We start from the raw sequence: 22,753 nt of genomic DNA on the forward strand, positions 1-22,753 counted from the left end.
CCTGGGTAAGAAAAACCGGAACTAGCCTGGAAAATCTGGACAAATCAGACGAGTGTCAGCCGAGATGGCATCACTTGCCGAGGACTTTCCGCACGGTGGCCACGACGTTGTCCGTCGTGAAGCCGAAGTGCTGGAAGAGCACGCCGGCCGGGGCCGACTCGCCGTAGGTGTCGATGCCGATCACCGCCGCGCAGCCGTACTTCCACCAGAAGTCGGTCACGCCGGCCTCGACGGCGATGCGCGGCACGCCCTCGGGCAGCACCTCGGACTTGTACTTGACGCTCTGGCGATCGAAGACGGTGGTCGAGGGCATCGAGACCACGCGCACCGCGATGCCGTCCTTGGCCAGCTCGGCCTGGGCGGCCACCGCCAGCTGCACTTCCGAGCCGGTGGCGACGATGACGGCGGCCGGAGCCTTGTCGTCCTTCTTCTTGAAGCCGATGTCCGACGGGTTGGACAGCACGTAGGCGCCCTTGGTGATCTCGTCGGCGCCGGTCTTGGCGGCGTAGGGCAGGTTCTGGCGGCTCAGCAGCAGCGCGCTGGGGCGGTTGCGGTTGGCCAGCGCCATCGTCCACGCCACCGCGGTCTCGCAGGTGTCGGCCGGACGCCAGACGTCCAGGCCGGGGATCAGGCGCAGGCTGGCGGCGTGCTCGACCGACTGGTGGGTCGGGCCGTCCTCGCCCAGACCGATCGAGTCGTGGGTGAAGACATGGACCACGCGCTGCTTCATCAGCGCGGCCATGCGGATGGCGTTGCGGCTGTAGTCGCTGAAGGTCAGGAAGGTGCCGCCGTAGGGGATGAAGCCGCCGTGCAGCGCGATGCCGTTCATGATCGCGGCCATGCCGAACTCGCGCACGCCGTAGTTGATGTGGCGGCCACCGACGCCGGCCTCGTTCTTCACGACCGCGCCGGTCTCGTCGAAGCGCAGGTTGGGCGTCGACTTGGTGTTGGTCAGGTTCGAGCCGGTCAGGTCGGCCGAGCCGCCCAGCAGCTCGGGCAGCTTCGCGGTGAAGTGCTCCAGCGCGATCTGGCTGGCCTTGCGGCTGGCGACCGTCTCGGCCTTCTCGTGCGCGGCGGCGACCGCCTCGACCGAGATGTCGGCGAAGTTGTCCGGCAGGTCGCCGGCCATGCGGCGCTCGAACTCGACCGCCAGCGCGGGGAAGTCGCGCACGTACAGCGAGTAGCGGTCTTCCCACTCGGCCTGGGCGGCGGCGCCGGCCTCGCGGCAGTCCCAGGCGGCGGCGACGTCGGCGGGAATGGTGAACGGCTCGGCCGACCAGCCGATGGCCTCGCGGGTCAGCGCGATCTCGGCGGCGCCCAGCGGCTCGCCGTGGGCCTTCGAGGTGTTGGCGCGGTTCGGCGAGCCCTTGCCGATGTGGGTCTTGCAGACGATCAGCGTCGGCTTGTCGGCACTCAGCTTGGCCTGGGCGATCGCGGCGTCGACCGCGTCGATGTCATGGCCGTCGACCGGGCCGACGACGTTCCAGCCGCAGGCGGCGAAGCGCTGCGGGGTGTTGTCGATGAACCAGGGCGCGACCTGGCCGTCGATCGAGATGCCGTTGTCGTCGTACAGCGCGATCAGCTTGTTCAGCTTCCAGGCGCCGGCCAGCGCGACCGCCTCGTGGCTGATGCCCTCCATCAGGCAGCCGTCGCCCAGGAAGGCGTAGGTGCGGTGGTCGACGATGACGTGACCTTCGCGGTTGAACTCCGACGCCAGCAGCTTCTCGGCCAGCGCCATGCCCACGGCGTTGGTGATGCCCTGGCCCAGCGGGCCGGTGGTGGTCTCCACGCCCGGGGTGATGCCGACTTCCGGGTGGCCCGGGGTCTTGCTGTGCATCTGGCGGAAGGCCTTGAGGTCGTCCATCGACAGCTCGTAGCCGGTCAGGTGCAGCAGCGCGTAGATCAGCATCGAGCCGTGGCCGTTCGACAGCACGAAGCGGTCGCGGTCCAGCCACATCGGATCGGCCGGGTTGTGCTTGAGGTGACGCTTCCACAGCGCGACCGCGATGTCGGCCATGCCCATCGGGGCGCCGGGGTGGCCGGAGTTGGCCTGCTGCACGGCGTCCATGGCCAGTGCGCGGATGGCGTTGGCCATCGAGGTGGAGAGAGAGACGGTGGTGGCGGCCATGGGCGCGATCTGCTGTGGGAGGAGGGATCGAAGGGAGGAATCCGCGATTTTACGGGGCGGCGCGAACGGGCTCCCTGACGTCCGCTTCGCAGGCACGGACATCGCGGGCGTGCATCGTGCCCGGGCGGTGCCGGCGACGTCAACGCGGATTGACCCCGGTCAAGGGCTCGCGGCCCGAGCCTGCGAATCTCGCGGGCATCCCGACGCCAGGAGACACCCGCATGACCACCACCCCCGCCTCGATCCGCATCATCCGTGACGAACACCAGGCGCTGCGCGCGATGCTCGACTCGCTGCGCCTGATGCTGCGCCGCCAGCGCGAGCAGGGCACGGCGCCGCGCTTCGACGTGATCCGCGCGATGCTGTTCTACATCGACGAATTTCCCGAGCGGCTGCACCACCGCAAGGAGAGCGAGCTGCTGTTCCCGCTGATCCGCCAGCACAGCGACACGGCCGCCGACATCCTCGACCGCCTCGACCGCGACCACGGCGCCGGCGAGCGCGCCATCCGCGACCTCGAGCGCGCGCTGCTGGCCTGGGAGATGCTCGGCGAGCACCGCCGCATCGACTTCGAGACCGCGCTGGACCGCTACCTCGCCTTCTACGCCGCGCACATGCGCCTGGAGGAAGAGGTGGTGCTGCCGCTGGCGCTGCAGGTGCTCGGCGAGGAGGAATGGCGCGAGCTCGACGCCGCCTTCGCCGAGAACCGCGACCCGCTGACCGGCCACGCCCCCTCGCGCGAGTACGAGCAGCTCTTCAGCCGCATCGTGCACACCGCGCCGGCGCCGATCGGGCTGGGGGAGGCGTGAGGGCGGGAGTCAGGAACACTCGCCCGGAGAGGTTTCCTGACTTCGCGGGGATGCCTTTGTAGCGATTTCAGCGGATGGCAAAGCCGTCCGCTGCAACGTAGGGTTGAGCAGCAGCGTTTCACTCATACGAGACCGAAACTCCGTTTGCGAGCCTTTCTTGCTTGAAGATCTTCGCGCCTTGAAATCCGGCGACCACAAGCTCGGACTCGGAAACCCAACGCACTTTGAGTGCGAGCGAGCCATCGGCCGTGAAAGCGTTCCCCCCTCCCTTGGGCACGGAGTCACCTTTCGCCAGAACCGACAGTTGCGTGTTGAAGCCAGTTGTTGCGCCGCAATTTCGGTTGAAGATCACTGCGACGTGACCGCCCCGCGGGGATTCGATGGTTGATGCGACCTCGTTGCCGCAGCCGGCGTCACAGCCGTTGAGCACGACCAGAATTCCGATACCGATGACGAATGTGCTAGCTGTATTGCTGCTCTTCAACGTTCGAGCTAGGCCACCCTCGGAGGCGGGTGTTGTGAGCCCGATCTTACAGCGCCTGCCGTAGCGGATCAGCTTGAGCGAGGGGTTAGGCCGCACCCGGCACCTGCAGCAGACGAACTGAGTAACGCTGAACTCCCCACCTCACGGCGAAGGTTTCGCTTACCTCGTACCAGCGTCCAGCTGGCCGTCCAGAACCGTGGCTTGCTCCCATACAGGAACACTCGCAATCTGCTCCAACTGCGTTCCAGCATGCTGGAGCACAAACCTCCTTTTCGCGGTACAATTGAATTACATAGCAAGCCCTGTAGCGATTGAATGACAACCTGATTACTCTTTCGAACCAAGCCTGTGGTACTTCCCAGGCACGGTGCTCCTTGCTCCATCTAGGTTTTTTTATCTCTTGGTTGCGAAGCCATACCTTGTTATCTGGGGCGAAGGGAAGGCGAACGAGAAGCGGTGCAGGACGCTCGCGCTTAAACAGGACGGGCACGCGCGTCTGATTCCAGAAGCGCTCAAAGTCTTGAATTGGCGGTTGGGCAACCATGGTGCTGCTGTGCGGCCTAATGTTTGACAGGAGAAGCCTGACCCAGCTTGCCGGAGCACGCACGTCCTATCCATGGAATGGTTGGGCATCGCGCGCTCCATCTAGCCTTTTGCTTGGCCAGCTTGCCTTGCCGGCGCAATCCTCGCCAACTGAGATTGCTTGACACCAATGAGATACGTGCGAAACGCTGGGTGAACTTCCCAGCGCGCACCCTGCATAGAATTCCAGTTCGCGAGCTTAACGAAATTAGAGTCATCATGGAACAGAATGTGGCGGAAACCGCGTGGCATTGTGTTATCGACGACGCGCGGATTCAGGAAGCCAGTTTCGTGCAAAAGCCTCAAGACTGAAACAGCGTCGTCATCGTTATCTGGACGGATCTGTGCTCCGCGAATCTGTATCGAGGCAATGCTTGGAACCGTAAGAAGGTGCCGTCGAAGTTTCTCAAAGTCGCACTCAAAGTCGACGTCGGCAAAGGTGTTAATAATTTCTCGAATGTTCTTGCAGTCAAGCGAGAACTCATTTACAACGTCGTCAAGCCGCTCGGACGAATAAACTTTCATCGCTTCACCCGCTTCGTCGCTGCCAATGAAAGCCGTTGGCTTTTTCTTAGCCGCATCAACCATATTCTTGATGAGCTGAATTGCATCCCTCGGACGTTCGCGAGCAGACTTTGCGATAAATGAATCCCAGGAGCGCGTCTCATCGCTGGTCGGCAGAGTCATGGTTGTGCCGTTGAAGAAAACGGTGTACGGATCGACGCGCGTTTGGCCGGCATCCTTCGCCGCATTTTCCAAGCGTTTCCGAATGATGCTTTGCATCAGTTTGTCGTCAGCCAAGAGAGGAATCATGAACCCGCGCATGTGATCCGTCTGGTCTCTTTGGCCTTGGCTCTCGCTGGTCAGTCGCGTCCAAACGCTTGAACGGAGGCTGACAATTGCCCTGACTGCGCTGCATTCACCGGTCAGTCGCCTTACCGCTAGCAGAAGGGCCCAAATTCTATTCAGGTGAGCCGGTTGATCGGGTGCCGCCAACTGGTCGGTGTCATCAATAAGCAGATAGAAAACATTGCCCGATGAAAGCAGTTGCGAATTGATGGCGCCAATCAACAAACTTGGCGAATTGGTTCCCGCCAATTCTTTAGCAAGCTGAACGCCATTAATCTTCGCGGCAGGTAGTGAGATAGCCGAAATAAGCTCCAGTGACTTCTGAATAAAATCTTCTTCTGCAAGTCCTTGCTGACGTGCCTCGTTGTGCAACTTCGCTGCGGCCCCCTTCAGCATTCCTTTGAGCTGTGATCCAATTTGCGCCCCCACCGTTCTCAGCAATACCTCGTAATAGAAGCGCTTCAATGACCCGATGTCAGGTGATGTTGGCGTGTCTTTGGACGATATGTTGTCTGGCCGAATGAGTACACAAGGCAGTTTTTTCGATTTGGCCACCTTGTCGATCCATTCGACGACCGCGCTCTTTCCGATGCCTTTGTTTCCAACGAGAACTCTCATACCACCGGGTTCGATAGCGCAGAGTTGTGTGAACTGAGTAGGCGCTATGAATATCTCACCCAGAAAAGAGCGGTCGCCTTCTGCGGTGCCGGTTCTCACGTACTTCATCAAATAATCGAGTGCACTCATCTAGTGTTCCCTGAAAGGTGTATAAACCTGTATCCGTGATACCCAACGCAATTCAGACTGCATGCCCTGCTGGCATAACATCCACTCGCAAGCTTTCACCCACCTCTTTGCTACACACAATTTCTTGTGGTGCAAGGAATTTTTCAATCTTCTGCATACTTGCCTCCCTATAGAAATCGACCAAAACCCTGCAGCAGGGTTTGCCGTTTACGCCATCGTTTCAACGACAGCCAGCATATCGATTACCATTTTTTCCGTCTACGGACGGCACACCCTACCCCTCGTGACAAAGGTCACGACGTGCGCCTTGCAGACACGAGGCGGGCCGAAGCACCCGCACGCTGAATACACTGCACCCTCGTGAACACCCCCCAACGCCCCACCCTGCCCCCGCGCGCGATCGTGCTCGCCGCGGGCCGCGGCGAGCGCATGCGCCCGCTGACCGACACCACCCCGAAGCCGCTGCTGCCGGTCTTCGGCCGGCCGCTGATCGAGTGGCATCTGCTCGCGCTGGCCGCCGGCGGCGTGCGCGAGGTGGTGATCAACACCGCCTGGCTGGAAGAGCGCTTCCCCGAGGTGCTGGGCGACGGCAGCCGCTTCGGGCTGTCGATCCGCTGGTCGCACGAGGGCCGCGACTTCGGCGGCGCGCTGGAGACGGGCGGCGGCATCGCAACCGTGCAGGACTGGCTCTGCGAGGACGGCCGCAAGGCCTTCTGGGTGGTCTCGGGTGACATCTGGGCGCCGGAGTTCCGCTTCGCGCCGGAGGCGGTGGCGCGCTTCGTCGACAGCGGCCATGACGCGCACCTGTGGGTCGTGCCCAACCCGCCCTATCACCCCGGCGGCGACTTCGACCACGAGGGCGGCCGCGCCACCTACGCCAACCTCGCGCTGATGCGCCCAAGCGTCTGCGCGGGGCTCACCAAGGGCCAGCGCGCCGCGCTCGGCCGGCTGCTGATCGACGGCGTGGCGGCGGGCCGCATCTCGCTGGAGACGTGGCCGGGACGCTGGGAGAACGTCGGCACGCCGGCGCAGCTCGCCGCGCTGCAGGGCGACAGCGCACCGGCCGCCTGACGCGCCGTCGACGATCGCGCACGCCGTCGGCACGCTCGCCTTGCGCCGCCGGCACCCTCGCCTTCCTCCACCGTCATCCTCGCCTGCCGCCGCCGTCATCCTCGCGAAGGCGAGGACCCACGCCTGCCACCGCGGTGGGCCCATCGTGGGTGCCCGCCTGCGCGGGCATGACGGGGCGGGGGGGTGCGTCATGGCGCGACACTAGAATCCGTGATCCTCATCGCGGGCCGAGCGTGCGATTCGCGCGGCCCGCGGCCTCCCGCCTCATCCGTCCGAGCCCGCCCTTGCCATGCTGACCTTCCAGCAAATCATTCTTCGCCTTCAGGAATACTGGGACGCCCAGGGCTGCGCGCTGCTGCAGCCCTACGACATGGAGGTCGGCGCCGGCACCAGCCACACCGCGACCTTCCTGCGCGCCCTCGGCCCCGAGCCGTGGAAGGCCGCGTATGTGCAGCCCAGCCGCCGCCCCAAGGACGGCCGCTACGGCGAGAACCCGAACCGCCTGCAGCACTACTACCAGTACCAGGTGGTCCTGAAGCCGGCGCCGGCCAACATCCTGGAGCTGTACCTGGGCTCGCTGGAGGCGCTGGGCTTCGACCTGAAGAAGAACGACATCCGCTTCGTCGAGGACGACTGGGAGAACCCGACGCTGGGCGCCTGGGGCCTGGGCTGGGAGGTCTGGCTCAACGGCATGGAGGTGACGCAGTTCACCTACTTCCAGCAGGTCGGCGGCATCGACTGCAAGCCCGCCACCGGCGAGATCACCTACGGCCTGGAGCGGCTGGCGATGTACCTGCAGGGCGTGGAGAACGTCTACGACCTGAAGTTCTCCGAAGGCCTGAGCTACGGCGACGTCTACCACCAGAACGAGGTGGAGCAGTCGACCTACAACTTCGAGCACAGCAACGTCGAGTTCCTGCTGACCGCCTTCACCGCGCACGAGGGCAACGCGCAGCACCTGATCGAGAAGCAGCTGGCGCTGCCGGCCTACGAGCAGGTGCTCAAGGCCGCGCACACCTTCAACCTGCTCGACGCCCGGGGCGCGATCAGCGTCACCGAGCGCGCCGCCTACATCGGCCGCATCCGCAACCTGGCGCGCAGCGTGGCCGCCGCCTACCTCGACAGCCGCAAGCGCCTGGGCTTCCCGATGGCCCCGAAGGCCTGGGCCGACGAGGTGATCGCCAAGCTGGACGCCGAAGCCGCCAAGAACGCCGAAAAGGCCGAGAAGGCCGCCAAGAACGACTCGAAGAAGGCTGACTGAACCATGAGCACCCCAAAGAACCTGCTCGTCGAACTCTTCGTCGAGGAACTGCCGCCGAAGGCGCTGAAGAAGCTGGGCGAATCCTTCGCCTCGACGCTGGCCGCCTCGCTGAAGGCCAGCGGCCTGGCCGCGGCGGACGCCGCCGTCACGCCCTTCGCCTCGCCGCGCCGCCTGGCGGTGCATGTCACCGGCGTGGCCGCAAGGGCAGCCGACAAGGCGGTGCAGCAGAAGCTGATGCCGGTCGCCGTGGCGCTGACCGCCGACGGCCAGCCCACGCCGGCGCTGCTGAAGAAGCTGGCCTCGGTCGGCGCCGACGCCTCGGTCGTGCCGAGCCTGAAGCGCCAGCCCGACGGCAAGGCCGAAGCGCTGTTCCTGGACTCGGTGGTCGCCGGCGCCTCGCTGCAGGAAGGCCTGCAGAAGGCCCTGGACGAGGCCCTGGCCAAGCTGCCGATCCCGAAGGTCATGAGCTACCAGCTCGCCGACGGCTGGACCTCGGTGAACTTCGTGCGCCCGGCGCACGGGCTGGTCGCGCTGCACGGCGCCGACGTGGTGTCGATCAGCACGCTGGGCCTGACCGCCGGCCGCACCACCACCGGCCACCGCTTCGAGGCCGCGAACCCGACCGTCACGCTGCGCGACGCCGACAGCTACGCCGACCAGCTCGTCGGCGAAGGCGCGGTGATTCCCGGCTTCGACGCCCGCCGCGCCGAGATCGTGCGCCAGCTCGCCGACGCGGCCGCTCGGCAAGGCCTCAAGCCCATCGACGACGAGGCGCTGCTCGACGAGGTCTGCGCGCTGGTCGAGCGCCCGAACGTGCTCACCTGCCAGTTCGAGCCGGAGTTCCTGGACGTGCCGCAGGAATGCCTCATCCTGACGATGAAGGCCAACCAGAAGTACTTCCCGCTGCTGGACGCCGCGGACAAGCTGACCAACAAGTTCCTGATCGTCTCGAACATCCGCCCGGAAGACCCGAGCGCGGTGATCGGCGGCAATGAGCGCGTGGTGCGCCCGCGCCTGGCCGACGCCAAGTTCTTCTTCGACCAGGACCGCAAGAAGACGCTGGAGAGCCGCGTGGCCGGTCTGGCCAAGGTGGTCTACCACGGCAAGCTCGGCACCCAGGGCGAGCGCACCGAGCGCGTGCGCGCGCTGACCCACCTGATCGTGCGCCAGCTCGGCGAGCACCAGGCCGCGTCGGTGCAGTCGCATGACGAGCTGCAGATGCTGGCGCACAAGGCCGACCAGGCCGCGCTGCTGGCCAAGACCGACCTGCTGACCGACATGGTCGGCGAGTTCCCCGAGCTGCAGGGCATCATGGGCGGCTACTACGCCCGCTTCGAGGGCCTGCGCGACGGCGTGGCCATCGCGATCGAGGACCACTACAAGCCGCGCTTCGCCGGCGATGCGCTGCCCCGCAACCACACCGGCACGGTGGTGGCGCTGGCCGACAAGCTGGAGACGCTGGTGGGCCTGTTCGGCATCGGCCAGCTGCCCACCGGCGACAAGGACCCGTTCGCGCTGCGCCGCCACGCGCTGGGCGTGATCCGCATCCTGGTCGAGAAGAACCTGCCGCTGGACCTGCCCGAGCTGCTGCGCTCGGCCGCGCCGGTCTTCGGCGGCCTGATCGAGGATCCGACCCCGAAGCTGCTGCCCTTCTTCGCCGACCGCCTGGCCGTCTCCCTGCGCGAGCAGGGCTACAGCGCGCAGGAAGTCGACGCGGTGCTGGCGCTCGCGCCCACCCGCCTGGGCGAGGTGCCGCGCCGTCTGGCGGCGGTGCGCGCCTTCGCCGGCCTGCCCGAGGCCGCCTCGCTGGCCGCAGCCAACAAGCGCATCGGCAACATCCTGAAGAAGGCCGAGGGCGAGGTGGAGGCGAAGGTGAACACCGCGCTGCTGCAGGAAGCCGCCGAGCAGGCGCTGTTCGAGGCGCTGGGCACGGTGCAGCCCGAGGCCGACCGCCTGTTCGTGCAGGGCGACCTCGCCGGCAGCCTGAAGGCGCTGGCCGCGCTGAAGACGCCGGTCGATGCCTTCTTCGACGACGTGATGGTCAACGCCGAGGACGCCCAGCTGCGCGCCAACCGCCTGGGCCTGCTCAAGACGCTGCATGAGGCGATGAACCGCGTCGCCGACCTGTCGCGCCTGGCGGCCTGACCGCGCACGCCGGGAGCACAGACCATGGGCGAGCGCAGCAACCCGATCAAGCTGGTCGTTCTCGACCGCGACGGCACGATCAACGAGGACCGCGACGACTATGTCAAGTCGGCCGACGAGTGGGTGCCGCTGCCGGGTGCGCTCGCCGCGATCGCCCGGCTCTACCAGGCCGGCTGGCATGTGGTGGTCGCCACCAACCAGTCGGGCCTGGGCCGCGGCCTGTTCGACGCGTACACGCTCAACGAGATGCACGCGAAGATGAACGCGCTGCTGACGCCGCTGGGCGGGCGGGTCGATGCGGTCTTCTTCTGCCCGCACGCGCCCGAGGACGACTGCCGCTGCCGCAAGCCGCGCCCGGGCCTGTTCGAGGATATCGGCCTGCGCTTCGGCATCGACATGGCGGGCGTGCCGGCGGTCGGCGACACGCTGCGCGACCTGCAGGCGGCCAGCACGGTCGGCTGCACGCCGCATCTGGTGCGCACCGGCAAGGCCGCCTCGCTCGACGAGGCCGGCGTGCAGGCGATGCGCGAGAAGGTGCCGGGCCTGACGGTCCATGCCGATCTGGGCGCCTTCGTCGACGCGCTGCTGGCCGCCGAGGGCCGCCGCGTGGCCGACGGTCGCCGCGCCTGACCGGCACACCCGCATCCGCCCCTTCGTTCACGACCCCGCACCCGCTCCGCGCCCCGCATGCTCGCCTATCCGCGCTCCGTCCTGTATTTCCTCTGGCTTCTGATCACGATCATCCCGTGGAGCCTGTTTGTCGTCGTCATCTCGCCGTTCATGCGCAGCACGCCGCTGTACTGGATCTGCGCGGGCTGGCTGAAGACCGCGATCCACGGCGCGAAATGGATCTGCGGCGTGAAGTGGCGCATCCAGGGCCTGGAGAACGTGCCCACCGCCGCCGACGGCACGGCCGCGGTCATCCTGGCGCCGAAGCACCAGTCGACCTGGGAGACCTTCGCCTTCCCGTCGGTCATGCCGCATCCGCTGGCCTATGTGTTCAAGCGCGAGCTGCTGATGATTCCCTTCTTCGGCTGGGCGATCGGCCGGCTCGACATGGTGCACATCGACCGCGGCCGCCGCTCCGAGGCCTGGCGCAAGGTGGCCGAGCAGGGCACGCGCATCATGCAGCAGGGCAACTGGATCATCATGTTCCCCGAGGGCACCCGCACCGAGCGCGGCAGCCAGGGCGAATACAAGAGCGGCGCGTCGCGGCTGGCGATCGCCGCGGGCGTGCCGATCGTGCCGATCGCGGTGACCTCGGCGCGCTGCTGGCCGCGCAAGAGCTTCCTGCTGCGCCCGGGCACGATCGACATCTCGATCGGCCGGCCGATCGCTCCTCAGGGCCGTCGCCCCGACGAGCTGATGAAGGAGGTCGAGGCCTGGATCGAGTCCGAGATGCGCCGCCTCGATCCCGAGGCCTACCCGCCCGCCGCATGAGCGCGCCGGCCGCCGCGCCCGACACCGCGGCACTGGCCGGCTGCGAGGCGCTGCTGCGCCCTGAGGGCATGCACCGCGAGATCGAGCTCAGCGGCATCCGCCTGGGCTACCGGCTGCGCCGTGCCAGCCGGCGCACCATCGGCTTTGTCGTCGGCCCGGCCGGACTGACGGTCAGCGTGCCGCGCTGGGTCGGGCAGGCGCAGATCGACGCGGCGCTGCGGCACAAGAGCGCCTGGATCCTGCGCCAGCTCGCCGCGCAGGGCCGGCGCCACCAGGCGCACCAGGACGCACGCGTCGACTGGCGCGACGGCACCGAGCTGCCGTGGCTGGGCGCGCCGCTGCGCATCCGGCTGGCGCCGCAGCTCTCGCGCACGCTGCTGCAGGCCGCACGCCCGCTGACCCAGGAACCCGCCACGCTGCTGCTGGCGCTGCCGGCCGATACCGCGCCCGAGGCGCTGCGCGCCGCAGTGCAGCGCTGGCTGCAGCGCCAGGCACGCACGCTGTTCGAGGCCCGCATCGCGCTGCACGCCGGCGCGATGGGCGTGCAGATCCGGCAGCTGCGCCTGAGCTCGGCGCGCACCCGCTGGGGCAGCGCCAGCAGCGACGGCTCGATCCGCCTGAACTGGCGCCTGATCCACTTTCCCGTCGAGACGATCGACTATGTCGTCGTGCACGAACTGGCCCACCTGCGCGAGATGAACCACAGCCCGGCCTTCTGGGCCATCGTGCAGGCGGCGATGCCCGACTACGAGCAGCGCCGGCGCCAGCTCAAGGATGGGGTGGTGCCGGTGTTCGAGTGAGGGCAGGCCGCCGCGCCAGCCAGGCCAGCGCCGCCCCCATCACCAGCAGCGCCGGCAGCGATCCCAGGTTCAGCACCGACCAGCCCTGCGTCGTCACCAGCGCGCCGGAGGCGAAGGAGGTCAGCGCCATCGTCGCGAAGACGCCGAAGTTGATCGCCGCCTGCGCACGGTCCTTTTCCTCGGGCCGGTAGGACTGCATCGCCAGCGTGGTGCTGCCGGTGAAGAGGAAGTTCCAGCCCACGCCGAGCAGGAAGAGCGCGACGACGAAGCGGTGCAGATCCTGGCCGGTCAGCGCCACCGCCACGCAGGCCAGGTTCAGCAGCACGCCGACGGCCATCACCCGCATCACCCCGAAGCGGCGGATCCAGCCGCCGGTCCAGAAGCCGGGCGCGAACATGCCGATCACATGCCACTCCAGCACCCAGGCCACATCGGAGAAGGGCATGCCGCAGACATCCATCGCCAGCGGGGTGGCCGCCATCAGCAGGTTCATCACGCCGTAGCCGATGGCTGCGGCCAGCGCCGCGACCAGGAAGACCGGCTCGCGCAGCAGCTCGGCCGTCGAGCGCCCTTGGGGCGCGCCGGCCGGCGTCGGCGGCACGGCGGGAAACCGGATCAGCGCCATCACCGCCATCGACAGCAGCGCCACCGCCGCCAGCGCCAGGTAGGCGCCGAGAAAGGGCACCGGCAGCAGATCGCGGGTGTGGCTGGCCAGATTGGGCCCGGCCACCGCGCCGATCAGCCCGCCGGCCAGCACCCGCGACACCGCACGCTCGCGCTCGGCCGGCGGCGCCAGCTCGGCGGCGGCAAAGCGGTAGAGCTGGCCGTTGGCGCTGTAGTAGCCGGCCACCACCGTGGCCGCCAGCAGCAGCCAGAAGCTGCCGATCCACGCCGCCAGCGCGCACAGCAGCGCCGAGCCCAGCGCCACCGCCAGACCGCTCTGGAAGGAAGCCTGCCGCCCCCAGCGCCGCTGCACCCGCGCCACCACGCCGGTGGCCAGCGCGCCGCCGACGACATAGCCCATGACCGGCAGCGTCGCCATCCACGGTCGCGGCGCCATCTTCATGCCGACCAGGCCGTTGATCGCGATGAAGACGATGTTGTTGGTCAGCAGCAGGCCCTGGGCCGTGGCGAGCAGGTGGACGTGGCGGTTCATGGGGGCGCATTGTCCGGCCCCGGCGGGCTGAGCCGGAAAACCGGGTCGGACCCGGCCCTGGTCCGACTCTTGCGCGCAGACGGTGCCCGCCAGAATCCGTCGTTCCCAGCCCCAGAGGAGACCTGTCTTGGCCAAGATCCCCCCCGGCGTCGGTCCGCGCTTCCCGCAGGTCGTCGTGCTGTTCGGTGCCACCGGCGACCTGGCACGGCGCAAGCTGCTGCCCGGCCTGTACCACCTGACCTCGGCCGGCTTCATTCCCGGCTACCGCATCATCGGCGTGTCGCTCGACGACATCGACGTCGAGGCCTTCCGCCGCCAGGCGCGCGGCGCGCTCGACGAGTTCTCGAGCCGGCGCGTGACCGAGCCGGACTGGCAGGCCTTCTCCGCCAGCCTCGACTACGTGCCGCTGTCGGCCGGGCCGGAGGCGCTGCGCGCGGCCGTCGAGGCCGCCGAGCAGAGCCTGGGCACCGAATGCCGCCGGCTGCACTACCTGAGCGTGCCGCCCAGCGCCGCGCTGCCGGCGGTGCGCATGCTGGGCGCCGCCGGCCTGGTCGAGCGCGCGCGCATCATCATGGAGAAGCCCTTCGGCGTGGACCTGCAGAGCGCCGTCACGCTCAACGCGCGGCTGCACGAGGTCTTCGCCGAGGAGCAGATCTACCGCATCGACCATTTCCTGGGCAAGGAGCCGGCGCAGAACATCCTGGCCTTCCGCTTCGCCAACGGCCTGTTCGAGCCGATCTGGAACCGCAACTTCATCGACCACGTCCAGATCGACGTGCCCGAGACGCTGGGCCTGGGCAAGCGCGCCGGCTTCTACGAGCAGACCGGCGCCTACCGCGACATGGTGGTGACGCACCTGTTCCAGATCCTGGCCTTCATGGCGATGGAGCCGCCGACCTCGCTGGAGCCGGTGCCCATCAGCGAGGAGAAGAACAAGGTCTTCCGCAGCATGCTGCCCATCCAGCCCGCCGACGTGGTGCGCGGCCAGTACAGCGGCTACCGCGACGAGGAAGGGATCGATCCGGACTCCGACACCGAGACCTTCATCGCGCTGAAGTGCCACATCGACAACTGGCGCTGGGCGGGCGTGCCCTTCTACCTGCGCACCGGCAAGCGCATGGCCGAGGGCCAGCGCATCATCTCGATCGCCTTCCGCGAGCCGCCCAAGAGCATGTTCCCGCCGAACTCGGGCGTGGGCTCGCAGGGGCCGGACCACCTGACCTTCGACCTGGCCGACGCCTCGAAGATGTCGCTGTCCTTCTACGGCAAGCGCCCGGGGCCGGGCATGCGGCTCGACAAGCTGAGCCTGCAGTTCGCGATGACCGACACCGGCCTGGCCGGCGAGGTGCTCGAAGCCTACGAGCGGCTGATCCTCGACGCGATGCGCGGCGACCGCACGCTCTTCACCACCGCCGAGGGCATCGAGCGGCTGTGGGAGGTGTCGCAGCCGCTGCTGGAGGCGCCGCCGCCGGTGCGGCTCTACCAGCCCGGCTCGTGGGGCCCGAAGGCGGTGCACCAGCTCATCGCACCGCACGCCTGGCGCCTGCCCTTCGAGCGGGCATGGCGCAAGCAGACGGTGCAGGGCGGCTGAGACGCACGCAGGCGAAACGCGAAACCGAAGCCAGCGGATCTCATGTCTTGCGCCGTGAAGCAGCTGAAGGCGAAAGTCGATCGAGTGCCGCGAGATCGCTGTCCAGCGTCCAGACCCAGACATGGCTGAGGGGATAGCGCGTGCAGCAGGTCTGCCACTCCTGCTGGATCGACAGGTCGCCCATGCCCATGCACCGGGTGGCCGCGTCCGGAAAACCCTCCAGCCAGCGCAGCACGTCCTGGTTCGAGGGAAAGTTGATCGGCTTCCAGGGCGCCTCGCCAGCCAGTGCGCTGCGGACCTCCCTCACAAAACGCTCGGCAGCATCGCGGCGCTGCACGCCATTGGCCACATGGGCAATGTGATTGCCGACCTCGACGATGGCCGCCATGGGGATGAACAGGTGATCCCCCGCCTCGATCCGTTCGCCCAACCGGTCCAGCACCTCCTCCCAATGCTGGTTGCGACCCGGCACATTCAGGATGTTCAGCAGCACCGAGCTGTCCACGATGACCACGGCGCTCATCCCTCGACTCCCGACCGGGTCGCACGCAAGGTTTCCAGCCAGGCCCGCGCTTTCTGCTGGCGCGCGGCAGGCCCCTGGTGCAGCTTGACGAACCGCTCCAGCGCTCCCGAGGTCATCAACTGCCCCAACGGTCCCTGAACCATCAGTTCGGGGACATCGGGAATGTCCTGCATGCGCACGAGACGGCTGCCGCCATCGGCCGGATCGCGGTAGCAGAACACCACGTCAGGCACCGCCTCGTCCGGCAGCGCATCGAGCAGGGCGGGGTTGTGGGTGGACAGCAGGACACGCAGTCGGCGTCGGTCGGCAATCGAGCGGATGGCATCCAACAGATGCCGCGCCCGGCTCGGATGCACGCCGTTGTCGATCTCCTCGATCACCACGAGGCTGCCTTCTGGAGCCGACAGCATGGCCGCGGCGATGGCGAGCACACGCAGGGTGCCATCGGACAGCAGCGACGCGTCATACGGGGCCGGCGTACCTCCGAAGGTTTCCAGCAGTTGCACCATCACTTCGCCACGAGGTCCTTCCAGAAAGGCCAGGCCTGCGATGTCCTGCTCGGGCAGGCTCTGGATGAAGCCCAGGATCGCCTGCCGCTGGGAGCGGAACGGCTCGGCATGCGCCTGCGCATCGCTCCCCCACAGACGGAACAGCACGCTGGACAGGTTCGTCCCATCTCCCAGCAGGCGCTTGTCGGCGGCGAAGCTGTACTCGCGCATCCGGGCAGGCACAGGATCCAGGAACAGCACATTCGACAGCAGCGACTGGTAGCGCAAGGCAATCGCGGGAATGGTCTCCTGCGCCTTGTGGTGTCCGGCTGCAAATCGTGCCGGACTCTCGAGCTGGACAAACGTCGCCATCTGGTCGCTGACCGTGACATGCGGCTTGTTTCGCCCGCGGGCGAAGTTGTTGTAGGCCACACCGGCATCCGTGCCGACGCCTGCGGAGGGCTGGTCCATGTCATACAGCGGAACGCCCCCCGAGGAATGCTCGATCTTCTCCGCACCGATGTGCAATTCACCGCCGCGCAGGCTGATCGCCATGGTCATTCGGCTCCATTCGGCATCGTCTGTGATGCAACCCAGCCCGAACTGCACCTGCCCCCGATAGCCAAGGTCCTCGACCCGTCCGCGCACGACACGGTCGGCACTGTTGACGGCGTACTGGATGGAGCTCAGCTTCTGTCCCTGGGCCAGCCAGCTGAGCAGGCGCAAGGCTTCGATGACATTGCTCTTGCCGGCTGCATTGGCACCGATCAGCACCGTCAGCGGTCCGAGCGGCAAGGCCGCCTCGCCCCGAAAGCTCTTGAAGTCACGACAGGTAAAGGTGGTCAGCATGGAGCGATCCTGTGCAATGCCCGCGCGATGAGGTAGCGCCGAGCCGGACAGGATTTTGCGCCGACCTGGCGACCTCACTTGTTCACGCTCACCAGCCCAGCGGTGCCGCCCAGCCGACGTACTGCTTGGGCAGCGGGCGCGCGTAGTCGCCCTGCTTGCTGGTGCGCAGGCCCAGGCCCACCAGCGCCTCGGCGAAGCGCACCGCCGCCGCCACCCCGTCGATGACCGGCACGCCCAGGCGCGCCGACAGCGTCGCGCACAGCCCGGCCATGCCGGCGCAGCCCAGCACGATCGCGCCGCTGCGGTCGCGCGCCAGCGCCTCGCGCGCGGCCGCCTCGATCAGGTCGACGCAGGCCGCGCCGCCGTCCTCCAGCGCCAGCACCGGGATGTCGGTGCCGTGCACGCCGCGGCAGCGCGAGGCCAGGCCGTAGCGCTGCAGCAGGTGCTCGGCGGTCACGCAGGTGCGCGTCATCGTCGTGACCACCGAGAAGCCGGTGGCGACGAAGCTCGCCGCATGGAAGGCCGCCTCGGCCACGCCGAGCACCGGCACCTCCAGCGCCTCACGCGCCGCATCCAGCCCCGGATCGCCGAAGCAGGCGATCACCACCGCATCAGCACCGGCGCCGTGCAGGCGCACCGTCTCGGCCACGCCGGCAGCGGCGATCGTCTCGTCGTAGTGGCCCTCGATCGAGCGCGGCCCGAAGGCGGGCTGCACCGCGGTGATCGTCGTGCCGCTGGAGGCCACGGCCCGCGCGGCCTGCGCGATCGAGGCGGTCATCGGCTCGGAAGTGTTCGGATTGAGGATCAGCAGGTTCATTTCGGTGCGCTTCCGGTTGGTGCATGACAGGCGGCTCCGCCACCTGTTTTGCATACAAAGCAAGAGCTGCGCCGCATGTCGGTGCATTCGCGCGCCGGCACCGGGTCCCGGCACGGCCCGCTGCGTGTGGCACAGCGATTGCATACAAAACCCGACATGAGCACCGCCCCCGCCGCACGCACCGATCTGGAACTGGTCCGCCTGGTCAAGGACTACGGCAACTCGCTGGCCGTGGCCGGCATCGACCTGAAGATTGCCGCCGGCAGCTACTGCTGCCTGCTCGGGCCCTCGGGCTGCGGCAAGACCTCGACGCTGCGCATGATCGCCGGCCACGAGGATCCGACCGACGGCGCGATCGTGCTGGGCGGGCGCGAGATCACGCACCTGTCGCCGGCCGAGCGCGGCACCGCGATGATGTTCCAGAGCTATGCGCTGTTCCCGCACCTGACGGTGCTGGACAACGTCGCCTTCAGTGCCCGCATGAAGGGCCGGCCCAAGCCCGAGCGCCATGCCCGCGCGATGGAGCTGCTCAAGCTGGTGCACATGGAGCCCTATGCCGCGCGCCTGCCCGCCGCGCTGTCGGGCGGCCAGCAGCAGCGCGTGGCGCTGGCGCGGGCGCTGATGCTGAGCCCCAAGGTGCTGCTGCTCGACGAGCCGCTGTCGGCGCTCGACCCCTTCCTGCGCGTGAAGATGCGCGCGGAGCTCAAGCGCTGGCACCGCGAGCTGGGCATGAGCTTCATCCACGTCACGCACTCGCAGGAAGAGGCGATGGCGCTGGCCGATCTGGTCGTCGTGATGAACCAGGGCCGCATCGAGCAGGCCGGCAGCGCGCGCGAGGTCTTCGAGCGCCCGCGCACCGAGTTCGTCGCCCGCTTCATCGGCGCGCACAACGTCATCGACACGCCGGCCGGCCGCATCGCGGTGCGCACCGACCGGCTGCGCCTGGCCGAGGCCGAGGCCACCGGCCCGGTCGCGCAGGTCGCCGCGGTCGAATACCAGGGCGCGCAGGTGCTGGTGCATCTGGCCGCGCCCGACGCCGGCGCGGACGACGCGCCCGCCTGGACCGCCGCGCTGCCGGACACCGATTTCCACGCCGCGCCGATCGAGCCCGGCCGGCGCGTCGCGCTGCGCTGGCAGCCCGCCGACGCCCATGCGCTCGCCGCCTGAACCACCCCGCCCCCCAACCCTGGAGCTCTCGCCATGTCCGCTGATCTCGAACCGCAGAACGCCCCGGCTGCCGCGCCGACCACCGACACGCCCGAACTGCAGCGCCGCGGCTTCCTGCGCGCCGCCGCCGGCGTCGGCGTGGCCGCCACCGGCATCACCGGCTTCCCCTTCGTGCATGCGCAGGAAAAGATCGTGCTGCGCTACCTGGGCACCGCGGTGAACCAGGACAAGGCCATCGCCGAGAAGTTCGAGGCCGACACCGGCATCAAGATCCAGTACATCCCGGTCACCACCGACGACGTCACCAAGCGCGCCGTCACCGCGCCCAATTCCTTCGACCTGATCGACACCGAGTACTTCTCGCTGAAGAAGATCATCCCGACCGGCAACCTGCTGGGCATCGACGTCAAGCGCATCAAGAACGCGGACAAGATCACCAGCCTGTTCACCAAGGGCGAAGTGGCGGGCAAGAAGGTCGGCGACCAGGGCACCGCGCCGAAGAAGGTGATGTACCTGCCGGGCGCCACCGCCAAGGAGTTCGCCAAGGAGCCCACCGGCTTCATGACGCTGATCCCGACCGTCTACAACGCCGACACGCTGGGCATCCGCCCCGACCTGATCAAGCGCCCGATCAGTTCCTGGGCCGAGCTGCTGAACCCCGAGTTCAAGGGCAAGGCGGCGATTCTGAACATCCCGTCCATCGGCATCATGGACGCGGCGATGGTGGTCGAGGCCATGGGTCTCTACAAGTACCCTGACAAGGGCAACATGACCAGGAAGGAGATCGACCTCACCATCAAGACGCTGATCGAGGCCAAGAAGGCCGGCCAGTTCCGTGCCCTCTGGAAGGACTTCAACGAGTCGGTCAACCTGATGGCCTCGGGCGAGGTGGTGATCCAGTCGATGTGGTCGCCGGCGGTGACGGCCGTGCGCACCAAGGGCATCGACTGCACCTTCCAGCCGCTGAAGGAAGGCTATCGCGCCTGGGCGGCCGGCTTCGGCGTGCCCAAGACCGTCACCGGCCGCAAGGCCGACGGCGTCTACGAGTTCATCAACTGGTTCCTCGACGGCTGGGCGGGTGCGTATCTCAACCGCCAGGGCTACTACAGCGCCGTGCTCGAGACCGCCAAGGCCAAGATGGAGCCCTACGAATGGGCCTACTGGATGGAAGGCAAGCCGGCCACCCAGGACATCAAGAGCCCGAACGGCGACGTGCTGGCCAAGAAGGGCGCCGTGCGCGACGGCGGCTCCTACGAGGCGCGCATGGGCGGCATCGCCTGCTGGAACGCGGTGATGGACGAGAACGCCTACATGGTCCAGAAGTGGAACGAGTTCGTCGCGGCCTGAGATCATGAAAAGCGCTCGCACCGCCGCCATCGCCTGGGCGCAGGCCTCGCCGCTCGCAGCGGTGTTCGCGCTGTTCTTCGTCGTGCCGCTGGCGCTCGTGCTGGTCGTCAGCTTCTGGCAGGCGACCGAGTACGAGCTGCTGCCGGCCTTCACCGGGCAGAACTACATCGATGTCTTCGCCGGCTGCCCGGTGACCGCCGACGGCGACCTCTGCGTCACCTTCAAGACCTACCTGTCGACGCTGAAGTTCGGTGTGCTGACCTGGGCGATCACGGCCGTGCTCGGCTTCTCGATCGCCTGGTTCCTGGCCTTCCATGTCCAGGGCACGCTGATGCAGACGGTGCTGTTCATCGTCTGCACCGTGCCCTTCTGGACCAGCAACGTCATCCGCATGATCTCCTGGGTGCCGCTGCTGGGGCGCAACGGCCTGGTCAACCAGACGCTGGTCGGCGCCGGACTGGTCGACCAGCCGGTGGAGTGGCTGCTGTTCTCGGACTTCTCGGTCGTGCTGGCCTTCGTCCACCTGTACACGATGTTCATGATCGTGCCGATCTTCAACTCGATGATGCGCATCGACCGCAACCTGCTGGAGGCCGCGCGCGACAACGGCGCCTCGCCGTGGCAGACGATGGTGCATGTGGTGCTCCCCTTGAGCCGCACCGGGCTGATCATCGGCTCGATCTTCGTGCTGGCGCTGGTGATGGGCGACTTCGTGACGGTGGGCGTGATGGGCGGGCAGCAGATCGCCTCGGTCGGCAAGGTGATCCAGGTGCAGACCAGCTACCTGCAGTTCCCGATGGCCGCGGCCAACGCCGTCATCCTGCTGGCGGTGGTGCTGATGATGATCGCCGCGCTGATGCGGCTGGTGAACCTGCGCAAGGAGCTGTGAGATGGCCCACCCCGTCCGCCGACGACGCCCGCTGAGCTTCTGGCTGCTGGGCGCCGTGTTCGCCGCCTTCGTGCTCTTCCTGTACGGCCCGATGTTCGCCATCTTCGTGCTGAGCTTCCAGGGGCCGGAGGGCGGGCTGACCTTCCCGATGCGCGGCGCCTCGCTGCACTGGTTCCGCCAGCTCTGGGAGGGCATCGGCGTCATCGACATCGGCGCGGCCTTCCGGCGCTCGCTGGCGCTGGGCACCGTGGTGATGCTGCTCACCGTGGGGCTGTCGCTGCTGGCGGGCCTGGCCTACCGCAAGAAGCTGCCCGGCGGCACGGTGCTGTTCTACATCGTCGTGGCCAGCCTGATCATGCCCTCGATCATCGTCTCGCTCGGCGTCGGGCTGATGTTCCGGCTGCTCGACACCGGCCTGAAGACGCTGCTCGAAGCCCACGCGCCCGCGCTGCTGGAGACCTTCACGACGACCATGGGCCTGTTCAGCTCCGGCCTGGGCGCGCAGCTGACCTGGACGCTGCCCTTCGGCCTCCTGATCATGTTCGCGGTGTTCAACCGCTTCAACCCGGCCTATGAAGAGGCCGCGCGCGACCTCGGCGCCACGCCGTGGCAGAGCTTCCGCCATGTGGTGCTGCCGCTGATCGGGCCGAGCCTGGTGGGCGTGGGCATGTTCGGCTTCACGCTGAGCTGGGACGAGATCGCGCGCAGCTCGCAGGCGATGGGCGACCTCAACACGCTGCCGCTGGAGCTGCAGGGCCTGACCACCACGGTGACCACGCCGGTGATCTACGCGCTGGGCACGGTCACCACCGTCATCTCCTTCCTGGTGATGGGTCTGACGCTGGCCATCGTCGCCTTCTGGCAAAGTCGCCGCCGATGAACGACGACGACACTCCGACGCCGCTGCCGACCGCCACCGAGCGCGTCTACGAAGGCCTCTACACCGACATCCTGGAGCGCCGCCTGGCCCCGGGCACACGGCTGCGCGAGGAGGAGCTGGCCGCGCGCTTCGAGGTCTCGCGCACGGTGGTCAGGCAGGCGCTGCAGCGCCTGGCGCAGGAGCAGGTCATCGCGCTGCATCACAACCGCGGCGCGCAGGTGCCCGCGCCGACCCGCGACGACGCGCGCCATGTCTTCGACGCGCGCCGGGTGGTGGAATGCGAGATCGCCCGCCGGCTGGCCGGGCGGCTGCACGCCGAGCAGGTGGCCGAGCTGGAAACGCTGGTCGAGGCCGAGGCGCGTGCGCAGGCCCAGGGCGACCGCGCGGCGGCGATCCGGCTCTCGGGCGAATTCCATCGCCGGCTCGCGCTGATGGGCGGCAACCCGGTCTTCGTGCGCATGCTCGACGGCCTGCTGCCGACGACCTCGCTGCTGACGGCGCTGTACCAGCCCGCCGGCACGCCGGCCTGCGTCGCGCACCGCCATGTCGAGCTGATCGCCGCGCTGGGCGGCAGCGGCGCCGCGGCCGCCACCGAGATGCGCCGCCACCTGCAGGAGATCGAGCGCTCGCTCGAGGAGCCGCGGGTGCGCGCCGGCTCGCGCGGCGCCCGGCCGCGCGACCTGTTCGGCGCCTACCGCGAGCCCGGCGACGGCGCGCGCTGAGCGCGCCG

General features: G+C 67.9%; 20 protein-coding genes. 13 read left to right on the top strand and 7 right to left on the bottom strand.

The window, feature by feature from the left end:
* Positions 1-70 precede the first annotated feature (70 nt).
* Positions 71-2,128: a transketolase gene (gene tkt, locus HNQ01_RS12705; protein ID WP_173805817.1), complete on the bottom strand. Its 2,058-nt coding sequence runs from the start codon at positions 2,126-2,128 to the stop codon at positions 71-73.
* A gap of 221 nt (positions 2,129-2,349) precedes the next feature.
* Between tkt and HNQ01_RS12710 the strand changes: the two genes are divergently transcribed.
* Entirely contained in the window at positions 2,350-2,937 is a 588-nt protein-coding gene (locus HNQ01_RS12710; protein WP_173805818.1) for a hemerythrin domain-containing protein, read from the top strand.
* A gap of 118 nt (positions 2,938-3,055) precedes the next feature.
* Here the strand turns inward: HNQ01_RS12710 and HNQ01_RS12715 are convergent, their stop codons facing one another.
* Together HNQ01_RS12715 and HNQ01_RS12720 are read right to left on the bottom strand one after the other, a co-directional pair.
* Complete coding sequence (locus tag HNQ01_RS12715; protein WP_173805819.1) at positions 3,056-3,421, bottom strand: hypothetical protein; 366 nt, start codon at positions 3,419-3,421, stop codon at positions 3,056-3,058.
* A 645-nt stretch (positions 3,422-4,066) separates the two neighbouring features.
* On the bottom strand, positions 4,067-5,599 hold the full coding sequence (locus tag HNQ01_RS12720; protein ID WP_173805820.1) for a P-loop ATPase, Sll1717 family: 1,533 nt from the start codon (positions 5,597-5,599) through the stop codon (positions 4,067-4,069).
* A gap of 360 nt (positions 5,600-5,959) precedes the next feature.
* On the opposite strand from HNQ01_RS12720, the gene HNQ01_RS12725 reads away from it, so the two are divergent.
* The 6 genes from HNQ01_RS12725 to HNQ01_RS12750 all read left to right on the top strand — a co-directional run bounded on the left by HNQ01_RS12725 (position 5,960) and on the right by HNQ01_RS12750 (position 12,316).
* Complete coding sequence (locus HNQ01_RS12725; protein ID WP_353621698.1) at positions 5,960-6,670, top strand: nucleotidyltransferase family protein; 711 nt, start codon at positions 5,960-5,962, stop codon at positions 6,668-6,670.
* Between the two features lie 289 nt (positions 6,671-6,959).
* The gene (gene glyQ, locus HNQ01_RS12730) at positions 6,960-7,931 is read left to right on the top strand and encodes a glycine--tRNA ligase subunit alpha (protein WP_149504736.1); all 972 of its coding nucleotides are present in this window, start codon (positions 6,960-6,962) and stop codon (positions 7,929-7,931) included.
* 3 nt (positions 7,932-7,934) lie between these two features.
* Positions 7,935-10,076, top strand: a complete 2,142-nt coding sequence (gene glyS, locus HNQ01_RS12735; protein ID WP_173805821.1) for a glycine--tRNA ligase subunit beta — start codon at positions 7,935-7,937, stop codon at positions 10,074-10,076.
* A gap of 24 nt (positions 10,077-10,100) precedes the next feature.
* On the top strand, positions 10,101-10,706 hold the full coding sequence (gmhB, locus tag HNQ01_RS12740) for a D-glycero-beta-D-manno-heptose 1,7-bisphosphate 7-phosphatase (RefSeq protein WP_173805822.1): 606 nt from the start codon (positions 10,101-10,103) through the stop codon (positions 10,704-10,706).
* Positions 10,707-10,763: 57 nt separating this feature from the next.
* On the top strand, positions 10,764-11,516 hold the full coding sequence (locus HNQ01_RS12745; protein WP_173805823.1) for a lysophospholipid acyltransferase family protein: 753 nt from the start codon (positions 10,764-10,766) through the stop codon (positions 11,514-11,516).
* Positions 11,513-12,316, top strand: a complete 804-nt coding sequence (locus HNQ01_RS12750) for a M48 family metallopeptidase (protein ID WP_173805824.1) — start codon at positions 11,513-11,515, stop codon at positions 12,314-12,316. Before HNQ01_RS12745 ends, HNQ01_RS12750 begins: the two co-directional genes overlap by 4 nt.
* Here HNQ01_RS12750 and HNQ01_RS12755 read toward each other — a convergent pair.
* Complete coding sequence (locus HNQ01_RS12755) at positions 12,285-13,472, bottom strand: MFS transporter (RefSeq protein ID WP_173805825.1); 1,188 nt, start codon at positions 13,470-13,472, stop codon at positions 12,285-12,287. The two genes, HNQ01_RS12750 and HNQ01_RS12755, sit on opposite strands and share 32 nt — an antisense overlap.
* 127 nt (positions 13,473-13,599) lie before the next feature.
* Between HNQ01_RS12755 and zwf the strand changes: the two genes are divergently transcribed.
* Positions 13,600-15,063 (top strand): glucose-6-phosphate dehydrogenase, encoded by a 1,464-nt coding sequence (zwf, locus tag HNQ01_RS12760; RefSeq protein WP_173805826.1) that lies wholly within the window; start codon positions 13,600-13,602, stop codon positions 15,061-15,063.
* 40 nt (positions 15,064-15,103) lie between these two features.
* Here the strand turns inward: zwf and HNQ01_RS12765 are convergent, their stop codons facing one another.
* From HNQ01_RS12765 to HNQ01_RS12775, 3 genes are all read right to left on the bottom strand, one after another.
* Positions 15,104-15,586: a PIN domain-containing protein gene (locus tag HNQ01_RS12765; protein ID WP_173805827.1), complete on the bottom strand. Its 483-nt coding sequence runs from the start codon at positions 15,584-15,586 to the stop codon at positions 15,104-15,106.
* Positions 15,583-16,923 (bottom strand): AAA family ATPase, encoded by a 1,341-nt coding sequence (locus tag HNQ01_RS12770; RefSeq protein WP_173805828.1) that lies wholly within the window; start codon positions 16,921-16,923, stop codon positions 15,583-15,585. The genes HNQ01_RS12765 and HNQ01_RS12770 overlap by 4 nt, the downstream gene beginning before the upstream one ends.
* A gap of 88 nt (positions 16,924-17,011) precedes the next feature.
* Complete coding sequence (locus tag HNQ01_RS12775; RefSeq protein ID WP_173805829.1) at positions 17,012-17,740, bottom strand: aspartate/glutamate racemase family protein; 729 nt, start codon at positions 17,738-17,740, stop codon at positions 17,012-17,014.
* 156 nt (positions 17,741-17,896) lie between these two features.
* Between HNQ01_RS12775 and HNQ01_RS12780 the strand changes: the two genes are divergently transcribed.
* The 5 genes from HNQ01_RS12780 to HNQ01_RS12800 are packed head-to-tail and all read left to right on the top strand — an operon-like array spanning position 17,897 to position 22,745.
* Positions 17,897-18,907, top strand: a complete 1,011-nt coding sequence (locus HNQ01_RS12780; RefSeq protein ID WP_173805830.1) for an ABC transporter ATP-binding protein — start codon at positions 17,897-17,899, stop codon at positions 18,905-18,907.
* Between the two features lie 33 nt (positions 18,908-18,940).
* On the top strand, positions 18,941-20,254 hold the full coding sequence (locus HNQ01_RS12785) for an ABC transporter substrate-binding protein (RefSeq protein WP_173805831.1): 1,314 nt from the start codon (positions 18,941-18,943) through the stop codon (positions 20,252-20,254).
* Positions 20,255-20,258: 4 nt separating this feature from the next.
* On the top strand, positions 20,259-21,143 hold the full coding sequence (locus HNQ01_RS12790) for an ABC transporter permease (protein WP_173805832.1): 885 nt from the start codon (positions 20,259-20,261) through the stop codon (positions 21,141-21,143).
* Position 21,144: 1 nt separating this feature from the next.
* Positions 21,145-22,023: an ABC transporter permease gene (locus HNQ01_RS12795; RefSeq protein ID WP_173805833.1), complete on the top strand. Its 879-nt coding sequence runs from the start codon at positions 21,145-21,147 to the stop codon at positions 22,021-22,023.
* Complete coding sequence (locus HNQ01_RS12800) at positions 22,020-22,745, top strand: GntR family transcriptional regulator (RefSeq protein WP_173805834.1); 726 nt, start codon at positions 22,020-22,022, stop codon at positions 22,743-22,745. The genes HNQ01_RS12795 and HNQ01_RS12800 overlap by 4 nt, the downstream gene beginning before the upstream one ends.
* Positions 22,746-22,753: the final 8 nt, after the last annotated feature.

It is taken from the genome of Sphaerotilus uruguayifluvii, from assembly GCF_013294065.1.
GTDB classification, from domain to species: Bacteria; Pseudomonadota; Gammaproteobacteria; order Burkholderiales; family Burkholderiaceae_C; genus Sphaerotilus; species Sphaerotilus uruguayifluvii.

Excerpts from the sequence above, each read along its gene's own strand:
- tkt (WP_173805817.1), bottom strand. The coding sequence starts at position 2,128 with ATGGCCGCCACCACCGTCTCTCTCTCCACCTCGATGGCCAACGCCATC.
- HNQ01_RS12710 (WP_173805818.1), top strand. The coding sequence starts at position 2,350 with ATGACCACCACCCCCGCCTCGATCCGCATCATCCGTGACGAACACCAG.
- HNQ01_RS12720 (WP_173805820.1), bottom strand. The coding sequence starts at position 5,599 with ATGAGTGCACTCGATTATTTGATGAAGTACGTGAGAACCGGCACCGCA.
- glyQ (WP_149504736.1), top strand. The coding sequence starts at position 6,960 with ATGCTGACCTTCCAGCAAATCATTCTTCGCCTTCAGGAATACTGGGAC.
- glyS (WP_173805821.1), top strand. The coding sequence starts at position 7,935 with ATGAGCACCCCAAAGAACCTGCTCGTCGAACTCTTCGTCGAGGAACTG.
- gmhB (WP_173805822.1), top strand. The coding sequence starts at position 10,101 with ATGGGCGAGCGCAGCAACCCGATCAAGCTGGTCGTTCTCGACCGCGAC.
- HNQ01_RS12745 (WP_173805823.1), top strand. The coding sequence starts at position 10,764 with ATGCTCGCCTATCCGCGCTCCGTCCTGTATTTCCTCTGGCTTCTGATC.
- HNQ01_RS12750 (WP_173805824.1), top strand. The coding sequence starts at position 11,513 with ATGAGCGCGCCGGCCGCCGCGCCCGACACCGCGGCACTGGCCGGCTGC.
- HNQ01_RS12755 (WP_173805825.1), bottom strand. The coding sequence starts at position 13,472 with ATGAACCGCCACGTCCACCTGCTCGCCACGGCCCAGGGCCTGCTGCTG.
- HNQ01_RS12765 (WP_173805827.1), bottom strand. The coding sequence starts at position 15,586 with ATGAGCGCCGTGGTCATCGTGGACAGCTCGGTGCTGCTGAACATCCTG.
- HNQ01_RS12770 (WP_173805828.1), bottom strand. The coding sequence starts at position 16,923 with ATGCTGACCACCTTTACCTGTCGTGACTTCAAGAGCTTTCGGGGCGAG.
- HNQ01_RS12775 (WP_173805829.1), bottom strand. The coding sequence starts at position 17,740 with ATGAACCTGCTGATCCTCAATCCGAACACTTCCGAGCCGATGACCGCC.
- HNQ01_RS12780 (WP_173805830.1), top strand. The coding sequence starts at position 17,897 with ATGAGCACCGCCCCCGCCGCACGCACCGATCTGGAACTGGTCCGCCTG.
- HNQ01_RS12785 (WP_173805831.1), top strand. The coding sequence starts at position 18,941 with ATGTCCGCTGATCTCGAACCGCAGAACGCCCCGGCTGCCGCGCCGACC.
- HNQ01_RS12790 (WP_173805832.1), top strand. The coding sequence starts at position 20,259 with ATGAAAAGCGCTCGCACCGCCGCCATCGCCTGGGCGCAGGCCTCGCCG.
- HNQ01_RS12795 (WP_173805833.1), top strand. The coding sequence starts at position 21,145 with ATGGCCCACCCCGTCCGCCGACGACGCCCGCTGAGCTTCTGGCTGCTG.
- HNQ01_RS12800 (WP_173805834.1), top strand. The coding sequence starts at position 22,020 with ATGAACGACGACGACACTCCGACGCCGCTGCCGACCGCCACCGAGCGC.